The sequence below is a fragment of the Dietzia cercidiphylli genome (assembly GCF_014145145.1).
Lineage (GTDB): Bacteria > Actinomycetota > Actinomycetes > Mycobacteriales > Mycobacteriaceae > Dietzia > Dietzia natronolimnaea.
Map to the genome: position 1 here is coordinate 1 of NZ_JAALEA010000375.1, position 13,842 is coordinate 13,842.

Here is a 13,842-nt window from a genome sequence, read left to right on the forward strand (position 1 = left end):
GCCTCCGCGGCCGGGGCCGACCAGAGCAGCCCGGAGGCGCAGGCCGCCGAGCGGACCCGGGTGTTCCTCGGGCTGCTCCGGGCGATCATCTCGCACCCCAAGCCCGTGATCGCCGCGGTGGACGGCCACGTCCGCGCCGGCGGTATGGGACTGGTGGCCGCCTGCGACCTCGCCCTCGCCGGGCCGACGTCGACGTTCGCGCTCACCGAGGTCCGCCTCGGTCTGGCGGCGGCCATGATCTCGGTGCCGCTGGCGGCGCGGATCAACTCACGGGACCTCGCACGCGCCCTGCTGACCGGTGAGAAGTTCGACGCGGCGCACGCGAGTCGGATCGGCCTGCTCTCGGAGGCGGTCGACGACGTCGACGCCGCCGTCGACGAGTTGGTCGCCGCGTTCCGGCCCTGTTCACCGCAGGGACTGGCGGAGAACAAGGCGCTGCTGGCGGCGCCGATGCTGGCCGATCTTGACGCCCGTGGAGAGGACCTGGCCGGGGTGACCGCCCGCCTGTTCACCACCGCCGAGGTCGCCGAGGGGATGACCGCATTTCTTGAGCGCCGACCGCCCTCCTGGGCGACGCCGGACGCGTAGCGTATGCGATGTCGTTGATGTGTGACCGTCACCACATCGCCCGCGTCCAACCCGAGAGGTAATGCCATGCGCACCAGAGCAGCCATCATCCGTGAACCCAAGCAGGACGCCTGGGAGATCGTCGACGTCGACATCGACGACCCCAAGGCGGGGGAGGTGCAGGTCAAACTCGCCGCCTCGGGACTGTGCCACTCGGACGAGCACCTGCTCACGGGGGACCTGCAGTTCGAGACCTATCCGATCATGGGTGGCCACGAGGGCGCGGGCGTGGTGACCAAGGTGGGAGAGGGTGTCACCGGGCTCGAGGAGGGGGATCACGTCGTTCTTGCGTTCATCCCCGCCTGCGGCACCTGCCCGCCCTGTTCCGAGGGGCTGCAGAACCTCTGTGACAACGGCGCCGGGCTGCTGAGCGGCCGGGCCATCAGCGACGACGGCTACCGGGTGCACACCGCCGACGGCGAGCCCGTGGCGACAATGTGCGTCCTGGGCACCTTCGCGCCGCACGTCACCGTCCACCAGTCCTCGGTCGTCAAGATCGAGAAGGACATCCCCCTGGACAAGGCCGCCCTGCTCGGATGCGGTGTCTGCACGGGGTGGGGCTCGGCCACCGAGATCGGCCAGGCCAAGGAGGGCGACGTCGTGGTGGTGGTCGGCGTGGGCGGGATCGGGATCAACTCCGTCCAGGGCGCCGCCGCGGCGGGGGCGCGCGTCATCGTGGCCGTGGACCCGGTGGAGTTCAAGCGGGAAAAGGCGATGGAGTTCGGGGCGACACACACGTGTGCCTCGATGGACGACGCCATGGCGCTGGTGGGGGAGCTCAGCTGGGGGCGCATGGCGGACCTGGTCCTGCTCACCATGGGAGTGGTGGACGGGAAGGACCTGCTGCCCGGGCTGATGCTCACCGGCAAGGGGCGCCGCTGCGTGGTCGTGGGGCTGGGGGACATGATGGCCGTCGACGCGCAGATCTCCATCCTCGACCTGGCCATGCAGCAGAAGACCCTGCAGGGGGCGATCTTCGGTGGCACCGGCCCGCGCAAGCAGATCCCGCACCTGCTGCACCAGTACCGGGCCGGGAACCTCAAGCTCGACGAGTTGGTCACCAGGACGTACCGGCTCGACGAGATCAACCAGGGGTACCAGGACATGCGCGACGGCAAGAACATCCGCGGTGTGATCATCTACGACGAGCAGGACTGGTAACAGGAGGAGCAATGACGGCACCCGAGCAGCGGGCCCCCAAGCAGGACCGTAGTCGCCTCACGCGGGAACGCCTCCTGGGTGCCTCGATCGACCTCCTCGCTACGCAGGGCTGGGCGGCGACCACCGTGGGCGCGGTGGCCGCCGCCGCCGGCGTCTCACGGGGCGCCGCGCAACACCACTTCCCGACCCGTGAGGACCTCATCACCGCCGCCCTCGGGCACATGATCGAACAGCGGCTCGAGGACGTCCGGAACGTGGGACTCGATCTGCCCGACCCGGGCCCGGAGCGGACGGTCGCCGTGGTCCGACTCATCGTCCAGCACTACACCTCCGACATCTTCAAGGCGGCGCTGCACGTCTGGACCGCGGCGGCCAGCGATCCGGCGTTGCGCGACCGCGTGCTGCCGCTCGAGAACCACATGTCCCGGGAGGTCCTGGTGATCGCCGCCGCCGCCCTCGGTCACGACCCCGGCGACGTGCGGGTGCGCAGGCCCCTGCAGGCCACCCTCGACCTGGCCCGCGGGCTCGGGCTCGCGGACGTGCTCTCCGACGACTCGGCCCGTCGTGAGAAGGTGATCCGATACTGGGCCGAGACCCTCGACCTGGTGCTCGCGCAGGTCCCGCAGGCGTCGGCCCGAGGCGTCGCCCCGGCCGCGTTTTGACCGATCCTCACGAGGGCGGTTAGGCTTGACCATCGTGCTCGCAGTACGCGAGCTGGAGGATCGTGCCCAGTAGGCCAGCGAGAGCGGCTGACGTGGTCGCCCGTGCGCCCGTCGGGGAGCGCGAGAGTCCGGATACGAGCAACGTCCCAGTGACCGGTGGTCGCCCCCGAGGAGGCCGCCAGCTAGAGAAAGTCGGTTCATGCCAACCATCAACCAGCTGGTCCGCAAGGGCCGCCAGGACAAGAAGTCCTCGACGGCGACGGCTGCCCTCAAGGGCTCGCCGCAGCGTCGTGGCGTGTGCACCCGTGTGTACACCACCACCCCCAAGAAGCCGAACTCCGCGCTGCGTAAGGTCGCCCGCGTGCGCCTCACCAGCGGTATCGAGGTCTCCGCCTACATCCCCGGTGAGGGCCACAACCTCCAGGAGCACTCCATGGTGCTCGTCCGTGGTGGTCGTGTGAAGGACCTCCCGGGTGTCCGTTACAAGATCATCCGCGGCTCCCTCGACACGCAGGGCGTGAAGGACCGCAAGCAGGCCCGCTCCCGCTACGGCGCCAAGAAGGAGAAGTAATGCCTCGCAAGGGTCCCGCCCCGAAGCGCCAGCTCATCAACGATCCGGTCTACGGCTCGCCGCTGGTCACGCAGCTCGTCAACAAGATCCTCCTCGACGGCAAGAAGACGACCGCCGAGCGCATCGTCTACTCCGCGCTGGAGATCTGCCGCGAGAAGACCGGTACCGATCCGGTCCTCACCCTCAAGAAGGCGCTCGACAACGTCAAGCCCGCCCTCGAGGTCCGCTCCCGCCGCGTCGGTGGCGCCACCTACCAGGTGCCCGTCGAGGTCCGCCCCGGGCGTTCCACGACCCTGGCGATGCGCTGGCTGGTGACCTTCTCCCGGCAGCGCCGCGAGAACAGCATGGTCGAGCGTCTCGCCAACGAGATCCTCGACGCCTCCAACGGTCTGGGTGCCGCGGTCAAGCGCCGCGAGGACACCCACAAGATGGCCGAGGCCAACCGGGCGTTCGCGCACTACCGCTGGTGATCCAGCCGGGCCCCGGAGCGGGGGGACGCCCACCGGGCGTCACCGCTCAGGGGCCCCCCGGCCGCCCCGAGGGTGGCATCATTGAACGAGGGTCGGCTCCCGCGCGAGTGAAGCGGGGCACGGCCCAGGACAACAGACCCGGTTCGGACGGTCCACACGACCGCCCGGGCCACCTAAGACTCACGATCGGGGACCATCCGTGGCACAGGACGTGCTGACCGACCTCAACAAGGTCCGCAACATCGGCATCATGGCGCACATCGACGCCGGTAAGACGACCGTCACCGAGCGCATCCTGTTCTACACGGGTGTCAACCGGAAGATCGGCGAGACGCACGACGGCGCCTCGACCACCGACTGGATGGAACAGGAGAAGGAGCGCGGCATCACCATCACGTCGGCCGCCGTCACCTGTTTCTGGGCCGACAACCAGATCAACATCATCGACACCCCGGGCCACGTCGACTTCACGGTCGAGGTCGAGCGCTCGCTGCGCGTCCTCGACGGCGCCGTCGCGGTCTTCGACGGCAAGGAGGGCGTGGAGCCCCAGTCGGAGCAGGTCTGGCGCCAGGCGGAGAAGTACGACGTCCCGCGCATCTGTTTCGTCAACAAGATGGACAAGATGGGCGCGGACTTCTACTACACCGTGCAGACCATCATCGACCGGCTCGGCGCGAAGCCGCTCGTCCTGCAGCTGCCCATCGGCGCGGAGGACGAGTTCGACGGGGTCATCGACCTCGTCGAGATGAAGGCCCTCGTCTGGCCCGGCGTCACGCCGATCGGCACCGAGGCCACGGTCCAGGAGATCCCCGAGGATCTCAAGGACAAGGCCGACGAGTACCGGGAGAAGCTCCTCGAGGCCGTCGCCGAGAGCGACGAGGCCCTCATGGAGAAGTACTTCGGCGGCGAGGAGCTGACGAAGGCCGAGATCCAGGCCGCGATCCGGAAGATGACGGTCAACGCCGAGATCTACCCGGTGCTGTGTGGTTCGGCGTACAAGAACAAGGGCGTCCAGCCCCTGCTCGACGCCGTCATCGCGTACCTGCCGAACCCGCTCGACGTCGGCTCGATCCACGGTCACGCCGTGGGCGACGAGGAGAAGGTCGTCAGCCGTCAGCCCTCCAAGGACGAGCCGTTCGCGGCGCTGGCGTTCAAGATCGCCGTGCACCCGTTCTTCGGTGAGCTCACCTTCGTCCGCGTCTACTCGGGTCGCATCGACCCGAGCACGCAGGTGCAGAACGCCACCAAGGGCAAGAAGGAGCGCGTCGGCAAGCTCTTCCAGATGCACGCCAACAAGGAGATGCCCGTCGAGGAGGCCGTCGCCGGCCACATCTACGCGTTCATCGGCCTCAAGGACACCACCACGGGTGACACCCTGTGTGACCTGCAGAACCAGGTCATCCTCGAGTCGATGACGTTCCCGGCCCCGGTCATCGACGTCTCGATCGAGCCCAAGACCAAGGCCGACCAGGAGAAGCTCGGCACGGCCATCCAGAAGCTGGCGCGCGAGGACCCGACGTTCTCCGTCAGGCTGGACGACGAGACCGGTCAGACGGTCATCGGCGGCATGGGCGAGCTCCACCTGGACGTGCTCGTCGACCGGATGAAGCGCGAGTTCAAGGTCGAGGCCAACGTCGGCAAGCCCCAGGTCGCCTACCGCGAGACCATCAAGGGCACGGTCGAGAAGTACGACTACACCCACAAGAAGCAGACCGGTGGTTCGGGCCAGTTCGCCAAGGTCCAGATCCGTCTCGAGCCGCTCCCGCAGGAGCAGGTCGAGGAGGGCGAGACCTACGAGTTCGCCGACAAGGTCACCGGTGGCCGGGTGCCCAAGGAGTACATCCCCTCCGTGGACCACGGCATCAAGGACGCCATGCAGTACGGCGTCCTGGCCGGGTATCCGATGGTCAACGTCAAGGCGACGCTGGTCGACGGCGCGTACCACGAGGTCGACTCCTCGGAGATGGCGTTCAAGGTCGCGGGCTCGATGGCCTTCAAGGAGGCCGCGCGCAAGTGTCAGCCGGTGATCCTCGAGCCGCTCATGGCCGTCGAGGTCATCACCCCCGAGGACTACATGGGCGACGTCATCGGCGACATCAACTCCCGCCGCGGCCAGATCCAGGCGATGGAGGAGCGCTCCGGCGCCCGCGTCGTCAAGGCCAACGTGCCGCTGTCCGAAATGTTCGGCTACGTCGGTGACCTCCGGTCGCGGACGCAGGGCCGGGCCAACTACTCGATGGTCTTCTCCCACTACGCCGAGGTTCCGGCGAGTGTGTCCAAGGAGATCATCGCCAAGGCGACCGGCGAGTAACCGGTACTGGTCCCGCCCGGCCGAGAGGTAGGGCGGGGCCGATGCCGGCGGCGCACGGTCGAACCTCCGGGTGGCCGCCGGTTCGTGCCCCCCACGGCACGATGAGTAAGATCAGATCCCACACAAAGCAGTGCCCACCTCGAGGTGGGGACAGACCAGTCCAGGAGGACACACAGTGGCGAAGGCGAAGTTCGAGCGGACCAAACCGCACGTTAACATCGGCACCATCGGTCACGTCGACCATGGCAAGACCACCACCACCGCGGCCATCACCAAGGTCCTGGCGGACACCTTCCCCGATCTCAACGACGCGTTCGCGTTCGACGAGATCGACAAGGCGCCGGAGGAGAAGGCTCGTGGTATCACGATCAACATCTCCCACGTCGAGTACCAGACGGAGAAGCGCCACTACGCGCACGTCGACGCCCCGGGTCACGCCGACTACATCAAGAACATGATCACGGGTGCCGCCCAGATGGACGGCGCGATCCTGGTCGTGGCCGCCACCGACGGCCCGATGCCGCAGACGCGTGAGCACGTGCTGCTCGCCCGTCAGGTCGGCGTCCCCTACATCCTCGTCGCCCTCAACAAGTGCGACATGGTCGACGACGAGGAGATCCTCGAGCTCGTCGAGATGGAGGTGCGTGAGCTCCTCGCCTCGCAGGAGTTCGACGAGGACGCCCCCGTCGTCCATATCTCGGCGCTCAAGGCGCTCGAGGGTGAAGAGAAGTGGGTCCAGGCGATCCGCGACCTCATGCAGGCCTGCGACGATTCCGTCCCGGACCCCGAGCGTGAGACGGAGAAGCCCTTCCTCATGCCCGTCGAGGACGTCTTCACGATCACCGGTCGTGGCACCGTCGTCACCGGTCGCATCGAGCGCGGCAAGATCAACGTGAACGAGGATGTCGAGCTCATCGGCATCAAGGAGAAGGCCACCAAGACCACCATCACGGGCATCGAGATGTTCCGTAAGCTCCTCGACTACGGCGAGGCCGGCGACAACGTCGGTCTGCTCGTCCGTGGCCTCAAGCGCGAGGAGGTCGAGCGCGGCCAGGTCGTCATCAAGCCGGGCGCGTACACCCCGCACACGAACTTCGAGGGCCAGGCGTACATCCTGTCCAAGGACGAGGGCGGCCGTCACACGCCGTTCTTCAACAACTACCGTCCGCAGTTCTACTTCCGCACCACGGACGTGACCGGCGTCGTGACCCTCCCCGAGGGCACCGAGATGGTCATGCCGGGCGACAACACCGAGATGAGCGTCGAGCTCATCCAGCCGGTCGCAATGGACGAGGGCCTGCGCTTCGCGATCCGTGAGGGTGGCCGCACCGTCGGCGCCGGTCAGGTCACCAAGATCATCAAGTGATCGACTGACCCGTCGGGTCGGACGAGTAGTCCGGACCATATGAGGGAGGGGCGCCCCACCGCGAGGTGGGGCGCCCCTCCCTCGTTCGTCGTGGCGTCCGGGGGAGGGACGGCTACCGCCGCCGGCCCATGACGCTCATGGCGACGGACAAACCGACCGCCGCCATCCCGGCCAGAGCGGTCACGGCCACCGCGGCGACCTGCTCGGCGGTCGCGGCGTGTTCCGGGCGGCGGGGCCCGCCGACCCCGTGTCTGCGGTCGACCTCCTCGAGCGCGCGGAGCATCTCGTCCGGGTCACCGCCCTTGTCCGGGTGGTGGCGCAGGACGGCTTGGCGACGATCCCGCTTGTAGGCGGCGGGGTCGCGTGGTTCGCGTCGGCTGTTCACGTGGGGCTCTCCTGGGTGACGAGGCGCATGGGCGCTGATGGCTCGACGCTACCGAAGTCGCGGCACGCCGGTCGCGGCATCCCCGACCCGTCGGCCCCGGCGATTTTGATCCCGTGGGGTACGTGCGGCATACTGGTCGAGTTGCCCGGACAAGGCGGCGAACTCGTGTGGCCCCCGGGCCCCGCGATCGCCGGGTTGGTCGGGCGAGCACGACCGGGGCGGGTGAGCGATCACCCGCCGGAAAAGTGGGAGGGCGACACGCCCGACCGCGTGGACGCGTCGTGACACATCAACAGCGGCAGCGGATCGGTTCCGCCGTCACCCTCGCCCCGCGGGAGTGCGGCACTCCGTCCTCTGGAGGGCTCGTGGTCGTGTCACGTTCGTGAGCGCGCGACGGCGGTCCTCCACGACGAAGCACCGATGCATGTGACCGGGTGGTAGACGGTCAGACGGTGTCACGTATGACAAGCGAACACAGAAGTGTCCCCCGCGCAGCGAGGGCGCTCACGACAGCCGCCTTCACGGGCGGGGGGAGAATGAGGACGAAGTGGCGGGACAAAAGATCCGCATCAGGCTGAAGGCCTATGACCACGAGGCCATCGACGCCTCGGCGCGCAAGATCGTCGAGACGGTCACCCGTACGGGAGCTCGTGTCGTCGGCCCGGTGCCGTTGCCGACCGAGAAGAACGTGTACTGCGTCATCCGCTCGCCGCACAAGTACAAGGACTCGCGCGAGCACTTCGAGATGCGCACCCACAAGCGGTTGATCGACATCCTCGACCCCACGCCCAAGACCGTGGACGCGCTCATGCGCATCGACCTGCCTGCCAGCGTCGACGTCAACATCCAGTGACCTCCGACCGAGCAGCGGTCAGCAAGCAACGTGCAGCGGAGACAGTGAACAGATGAGTACTACCGAGATCAAGGGAATCCTGGGCGCGAAGCTCGGCATGACCCAGGTCTTCGACGAGAACAACCGGGTCGTCCCGGTTACCGTCATCAAGGCCGGGCCGTGTGTAGTCACCGGGATCCGTACAGAGCAGACCGACGGCTACAACGCCGTCCAGATCGCGTTCGGCGCGATCGACCCCCGTAAGGTCACCAAGCCCGTCACGGGCCAGTTCTCCAAGGCGGGTGTGACCCCGCGTCGCCACCTCGCGGAGATCCGGCTGGACAACGCGGAGCAGGCCGCAGCCTTCGAGCTGGGCCAGGAGCTCGGCGCGGATGTGTTCTCCGACGGCGCTTTCGTCGACGTCACCGGCACCTCCAAGGGCAAGGGTTTCGCCGGCACCATGAAGCGTCACGGCTTCCACGGACAGGGCGCCTCACACGGCACCCAGGCCGTGCACCGCCGGCCCGGTTCCATCGGTGGCGCATCCACCCCGGGCCGCGTGTTCCGGGGCAAGAAGATGGCCGGCCGCATGGGCAACGAGCGCGTGACCACCATGAACCTCAAGGTCCACAAGGTCGATGCCGAAGCCGGCGTCCTCCTGATCAAGGGCGCCATCCCGGGCCGCAACGGCGGCCTCGTGATGGTCCGATCCGCAGTGAAGGGCGGTGCGCGCGCATGACCACGACGGAGAACACCGTGAATCTCAAGCTTGACGTCCGTACCCCGGCCGGTTCGGCCGACGGGTCGGTCGAGCTGCCCGCCGCGATCTTCGGCGTCGAGCCCAACCTGGCGCTGATGCACCAGGTCGTCGTGGCTCAGCTCGCCGCGGCGCGGCAGGGCACGCACTCGACCAAGACCCGCGGCGAGGTCCGTGGCGGTGGCCGCAAGCCGTTCCGCCAGAAGGGCACCGGCCGCGCCCGCCAGGGCTCTACCCGCGCCCCCGCCTACACCGGCGGTGGCACGGTCCACGGTCCGAAGCCGCGCGACTACTCGCAGCGCACCCCCAAGAAGATGAAGGCCGCCGCCCTCCGCGGTGCCCTGTCCGACCGGGCCGCCAGCGATCGTATCCACGTGGTCACCGAGCTCGTCGAGGGTCAGACCCCGTCGACGGCGGGCGTGCGGGACTTCCTCGGAAGCCTGTCCGGTCGCAATAAGTTCCTGCTCGTCGTCGGCCGCGAGGACGTCGCCGCGTGGCGCTCGGTGGGCAACCTGGACCACGTCCATCCCATCGCTCCGGATCAGCTGAACACCTACGACGTGCTGCGTGCAGACGACGTCGTGTTCACGGTGGAGGCACTGGACGCGTTCGTCTCGCAGGCCAGCAAGCGTGCCCCGGGCACGGAGAACACCGCCGCGAAGGAGGCCGACAAGTGAGCACCGTCGCCGATCCCCGGGACGTGATCCTCGCCCCCGTCGTCTCCGAGAAGGCCTATGGCCTGCTCGAGCAGGGCGTGTACACGTTCCTGGTCGCCCCGGACGCCAACAAGACGCAGATCAAGATCGCCCTCCAGGAGATCTTCGGCGTCACGGTGGAGTCCGTCAACACCGCCAACCGTCAGGGCAAGCGTAAGCGCACCCGCACCGGGTTCGGACAGCGCAAGAGCACCAAGCGCGCCATCGTGACCCTTGCGGCCGACAGCAAGCCCATCGAGATCCCGGGTCTGACCGCCTGACGGCGGGAAGAGTTAAGGACGAGAGAACCTCATGGCTATCCGCAAGTACAAGCCCACGACGCCCGGCCGTCGCGGCTCGAGCGTCTCGGACTTCGCCGAGATCACCCGCTCGACGCCCGAGAAGTCGCTGCTTCGCCCACTACACAAGACCGGTGGCCGTAACGGTCACGGTCGGATCACCACCCGTCACAAGGGCGGTGGCCACAAGCGCCAGTACCGTGTCATCGACTTCCGTCGTAATGACAAGGACGGCGTCGACGCCACCGTCGCCCACATCGAGTACGACCCCAACCGCACCGCCAACATCGCCCTCCTGCACTACGCGGACGGCGAGAAGCGGTACATCCTGGCCCCGCGGAACCTCAAGCAGGGCATGAAGGTCGAGTCGGGTGTCGGTTCCGATATCAAGGTCGGCAACAACCTGCCGCTCCGCAACATCCCCGCAGGTACCGTCGTGCACGCCGTGGAGCTCCGTCCCGGGGGCGGTGCCAAGATGGCACGCGCCGCCGGTGCCGGGATCCAGCTGCTCGGCAAGGAGGGCGCGTACGCCTCACTCCGCATGCCGTCCGGCGAGATCCGCCGGGTCGACGTCCGCTGTCGCGCGACGATCGGCGAGGTCGGCAACGCCGAGCAGGGGAACATCAACTGGGGTAAGGCCGGCCGCATGCGCTGGAAGGGCGTCCGCCCGACCGTCCGCGGTGTGGTCATGAACCCCGTCGACCACCCGCACGGTGGTGGCGAGGGTAAGACGTCCGGTGGACGTCACCCCGTCAGCCCGTGGGGCCAGCCCGAGGGCCGGACCCGCAAGCCCAACAAGGCGAGCGACAAGATGATTGTCCGTCGCCGTCGCACCGGTAAGAAGCGTTAAGGAGGGAAACTAGGATGCCTCGTAGTCTCAAGAAGGGTCCGTTCGTCGACGAGCACCTCCTCGCGAAGGTGGACGCGCAGAACGACAAGGGTACTCATCAGGTCATCAAGACCTGGTCGCGTCGCTCGACGATCCTGCCCGATTTCATCGGCCACACGTTCGCCGTCCATGATGGCCGCAAGCATGTGCCCGTGTTCGTGTCCGACTCCATGGTGGGTCACAAGCTCGGCGAGTTCGCGCCGACGCGCACGTTCAAGGGGCACATCAAGGACGATCGGAAGAGTAAGCGCCGATGAGCACTGATACCAGCAAGACCGCCGAAGGCACGGTGCAGGACGAGCAGCAGCTCTCCGCCCGGGCCACCGCCAAGTTCGTCCGCGTCACGCCCATGAAGGCGCGTCGTGTGATCGACCTGATCCGGGGCAAGGACGCCTCCGACGCGTTGGACATCCTGCGGTTCGCCCCGCAGGCCGCCAGCGAGCCGGTGGGCAAGGTCCTCGCGTCCGCCATCGCGAACGCCGAGAACAACCTCGACCTGGATCCCCGGACCCTGGTCGTGTCGGCTGCGTTCGCCGACGAGGGCCCGACCCTGAAGCGGTTCCGTCCGCGTGCCCAGGGTCGTGCGTTCCGAGTGCGTAAGCGCACGAGCCACATCACCGTCGAGGTGACCAGCGTGCCCGAGAAGGCCGGTTCCACCGGCCGGGGTCGTCGTAACCAGGGAGGTGCCCGCTAAATGGGACAGAAGATCCAGCCGCACGGCTTCCGTCTCGGCATCACCTCGGACTGGACGTCCAAGTGGTACGCCGACAAGCAGTACGCGGACTACGTCGCCGAGGACATCAAGATCCGTCAGCTCCTGTCCAAGGGCATGGAGCGGGCCGGCATCTCGGGCGTGGACATCTCCCGTACCCGCGACCGCGTCAACGTCGACATCCACACCGCCCGGCCGGGCATCGTGATCGGTCGTCGTGGCGCCGAGGCCGACCGTCTCCGCGGCGAGCTCGAGAAGCTCACCGCGAAGCAGGTCCACCTCAACATCCTCGAGATCAAGAACACCGAGGCCGACGCCCAGCTCGTGGCCCAGGGCATCGCGGAGCAGCTCTCCAACCGCGTGGCGTTCCGCCGCGCGATGCGTAAGGGCATCCAGTCCGCGATGCGTCAGCCGCAGGTCAAGGGCATCAAGGTGGTCTGCTCGGGTCGTCTCGGCGGTGCCGAGATGTCGCGTTCGGAGCGCTACCACGAGGGTCGCGTCCCGCTTCACACCCTGCGTGCCGAGATCGACTACGGCACCTACGAGGCCAAGACGACCTTCGGTCGCATCGGCGTCAAGGTGTGGATCTACAAGGGTGACGTGGTCGGCGGTCGTCGCGAGTCCGATCAGTACGCCCAGTCCAGCAACCGCGGCGGTGCCGACCGAGGACCGCGCCGCGAGCGTGGCGCAGGCCGGCCGCGTCGTTCCGGCGCCCAGGGCACCACGGCCACCAGCACCGAGACCGGCCGCGCCGGTTCCGGTCCGGCTGCCGAGGCCCCCGCCCAGGCTCCGCAGAATCAGACCAGGGAGGCGTGACAGTGCTTATCCCCAAGCGCGTCAAGCACCGCAAGCAGCACCACCCCGGCCGTAGCGGCGGGGCCAAGGGCGGCACCAAGGTGACGTTCGGTGAGTACGGCATCCAGGCTCTCGAGCCGGCGTACGTCACCAACCGTCAGATCGAGTCCGCGCGTATCGCGATCAACCGCCACATTAAGCGTGGCGGCAAGGTGTGGATCAACATCTACCCCGATCGCCCCTTGACCAAGAAGCCCGCCGAGGTCCGCATGGGTTCCGGTAAGGGATCCGTCGAGTGGTGGGTCGCGAACGTCAAGCCGGGTCGCATCCTCTTCGAGATGTCGTACCCGAACGAGGAGACCGCACGCGAGGCGCTGCGCCGCGCGCAGCACAAGCTCCCGTGCAAGACCCGTATCGTGACCCGGGAGGAGCAGTTCTGATGGCTAGTGGAACCACCGCCCCCGAGTTGCGTGAACTCGACGCCGATGCGCTCACCGCGCGTCTTCGTGAGGCCAAGGAGGAGCTGTTCAACCTGCGCTTCCAGATGGCCACCGGTCAGCTGACCAACAACCGTCGCCTGCGCGTCGTCCGTCACGACATCGCACGCATCTACACCGTCATCCGCGAGCGCGAGCTCGGGTTGTCGGCGGCGCCGGGTGATGCCAAGTGAGTGACAAGGAAGCAGCCGTGACTGAGGCCAGCGAGAACACCGAGCGCAACAGCCGCAAGGTGCGGATCGGGTACGTCGTGTCCGACAAGATGGACAAGACCATCGTCGTCGAACTCGAGGACCGCGTGAAGCACCCGCTCTACGGCAAGATCATGCGCCGTACCGAGCGTGTGAAGGCGCACGACGAGACCAACGACGCCGGTGTCGGCGACCGCGTGCGGATCATGGAGACCCGCCCGCTGTCCGCCACCAAGCGCTACCGCGTCGTCGAGGTCCTGGAGCGCGCGAAGTAGGAGAGTCGCTCCACTCTCACCCCCGGCCCGGCCCCGACTACTCGGGGCCGGGCCGGCGGCGTGTGGGGATGTAACAAAATCCTAGTCTTGATACGACAAGTCAGTATTGTGTCATCGGCTACCGAGCCGGAGTTCACCCTGCGGCCCGGGGCGTCAGTTCCCGTGGGCCGCGTCGCGCACGAGGACGGGATCGGGAAATGACGAGAAGGCCGGATATCCATCGGGACGGACGCCGCACGGCGGGACGCGGGGGAGCGCGCCCACGCACCCCCGTCGCACTCCGGGCGACGACCGTGGCCGTGTCGGCACTGCTGATCGGGGCCGGCGCGGGTGCGGGGACGGCGGGG

At 67.8% G+C, this 13,842-nt stretch carries 19 protein-coding genes; 18 read left to right on the forward strand and 1 reads right to left on the reverse strand.

Going from position 1 to position 13,842, the window contains the following annotated elements; all coding sequences use genetic code 11:
* The 7 genes from G6028_RS13260 to tuf all read left to right on the forward strand — a co-directional run.
* Positions 1-588 (forward strand): enoyl-CoA hydratase-related protein (locus G6028_RS13260; protein WP_182659150.1); only part of this gene is annotated, 588 nt, incomplete at its 5' end.
* A gap of 66 nt (positions 589-654) precedes the next feature.
* A complete protein-coding gene (locus G6028_RS13265; protein WP_179525931.1) occupies positions 655-1,788 on the forward strand; it encodes an NDMA-dependent alcohol dehydrogenase in 1,134 nt (377 codons plus the stop codon).
* A gap of 11 nt (positions 1,789-1,799) precedes the next feature.
* Positions 1,800-2,450, forward strand: coding sequence for a TetR family transcriptional regulator (locus G6028_RS13270; RefSeq protein ID WP_179525930.1), 651 nt, complete (start codon positions 1,800-1,802; stop codon positions 2,448-2,450).
* A gap of 199 nt (positions 2,451-2,649) precedes the next feature.
* On the forward strand, positions 2,650-3,021 hold the full coding sequence (gene rpsL, locus G6028_RS13275) for a 30S ribosomal protein S12 (RefSeq protein ID WP_017838186.1): 372 nt from the start codon (positions 2,650-2,652) through the stop codon (positions 3,019-3,021).
* A complete protein-coding gene (gene rpsG / locus G6028_RS13280) occupies positions 3,021-3,491 on the forward strand; it encodes a 30S ribosomal protein S7 (RefSeq protein WP_179525929.1) in 471 nt (156 codons plus the stop codon). Before rpsL ends, rpsG begins: the two co-directional genes overlap by 1 nt.
* Positions 3,492-3,690: 199 nt before the next feature.
* Positions 3,691-5,802: an elongation factor G gene (gene fusA, locus G6028_RS13285; RefSeq protein ID WP_182617728.1), complete on the forward strand. Its 2,112-nt coding sequence runs from the start codon at positions 3,691-3,693 to the stop codon at positions 5,800-5,802.
* A gap of 175 nt (positions 5,803-5,977) precedes the next feature.
* Positions 5,978-7,168, forward strand: coding sequence for an elongation factor Tu (tuf, locus tag G6028_RS13290; protein ID WP_182617730.1), 1,191 nt, complete (start codon positions 5,978-5,980; stop codon positions 7,166-7,168).
* A gap of 112 nt (positions 7,169-7,280) precedes the next feature.
* Here the strand turns inward: tuf and G6028_RS13295 are convergent, their stop codons facing one another.
* Positions 7,281-7,553, reverse strand: a complete 273-nt coding sequence (locus G6028_RS13295) for a hypothetical protein (RefSeq protein ID WP_179525926.1) — start codon at positions 7,551-7,553, stop codon at positions 7,281-7,283.
* 547 nt (positions 7,554-8,100) lie between these two features.
* On the opposite strand from G6028_RS13295, the gene rpsJ reads away from it, so the two are divergent.
* The 11 genes from rpsJ to rpsQ are packed head-to-tail and all read left to right on the forward strand — an operon-like array spanning position 8,101 to position 13,495.
* Complete coding sequence (gene rpsJ / locus G6028_RS13300; protein ID WP_003938093.1) at positions 8,101-8,406, forward strand: 30S ribosomal protein S10; 306 nt, start codon at positions 8,101-8,103, stop codon at positions 8,404-8,406.
* Between the two features lie 52 nt (positions 8,407-8,458).
* Positions 8,459-9,124 (forward strand): 50S ribosomal protein L3, encoded by a 666-nt coding sequence (gene rplC / locus G6028_RS13305; RefSeq protein WP_179525925.1) that lies wholly within the window; start codon positions 8,459-8,461, stop codon positions 9,122-9,124.
* The gene (gene rplD, locus G6028_RS13310) at positions 9,121-9,819 is read left to right on the forward strand and encodes a 50S ribosomal protein L4 (RefSeq protein ID WP_182659151.1); all 699 of its coding nucleotides are present in this window, start codon (positions 9,121-9,123) and stop codon (positions 9,817-9,819) included. Before rplC ends, rplD begins: the two co-directional genes overlap by 4 nt.
* A complete protein-coding gene (gene rplW / locus G6028_RS13315; RefSeq protein WP_179525923.1) occupies positions 9,816-10,118 on the forward strand; it encodes a 50S ribosomal protein L23 in 303 nt (100 codons plus the stop codon). Before rplD ends, rplW begins: the two co-directional genes overlap by 4 nt.
* 31 nt (positions 10,119-10,149) lie before the next feature.
* Positions 10,150-10,986: a 50S ribosomal protein L2 gene (gene rplB, locus G6028_RS13320; RefSeq protein WP_107757059.1), complete on the forward strand. Its 837-nt coding sequence runs from the start codon at positions 10,150-10,152 to the stop codon at positions 10,984-10,986.
* Between the two features lie 14 nt (positions 10,987-11,000).
* On the forward strand, positions 11,001-11,282 hold the full coding sequence (gene rpsS, locus G6028_RS13325; protein ID WP_017838195.1) for a 30S ribosomal protein S19: 282 nt from the start codon (positions 11,001-11,003) through the stop codon (positions 11,280-11,282).
* Positions 11,279-11,719 (forward strand): 50S ribosomal protein L22, encoded by a 441-nt coding sequence (gene rplV, locus G6028_RS13330; RefSeq protein WP_179525922.1) that lies wholly within the window; start codon positions 11,279-11,281, stop codon positions 11,717-11,719. The genes rpsS and rplV overlap by 4 nt, the downstream gene beginning before the upstream one ends.
* Complete coding sequence (gene rpsC, locus G6028_RS13335) at positions 11,720-12,553, forward strand: 30S ribosomal protein S3 (protein WP_179525921.1); 834 nt, start codon at positions 11,720-11,722, stop codon at positions 12,551-12,553.
* 2 nt (positions 12,554-12,555) lie between these two features.
* On the forward strand, positions 12,556-12,972 hold the full coding sequence (rplP, locus tag G6028_RS13340; RefSeq protein ID WP_017838198.1) for a 50S ribosomal protein L16: 417 nt from the start codon (positions 12,556-12,558) through the stop codon (positions 12,970-12,972).
* On the forward strand, positions 12,972-13,202 hold the full coding sequence (gene rpmC, locus G6028_RS13345; RefSeq protein ID WP_017838199.1) for a 50S ribosomal protein L29: 231 nt from the start codon (positions 12,972-12,974) through the stop codon (positions 13,200-13,202). Before rplP ends, rpmC begins: the two co-directional genes overlap by 1 nt.
* A gap of 17 nt (positions 13,203-13,219) precedes the next feature.
* Positions 13,220-13,495, forward strand: coding sequence for a 30S ribosomal protein S17 (rpsQ, locus tag G6028_RS13350; protein WP_179525920.1), 276 nt, complete (start codon positions 13,220-13,222; stop codon positions 13,493-13,495).
* Positions 13,496-13,842: the final 347 nt, after the last annotated feature.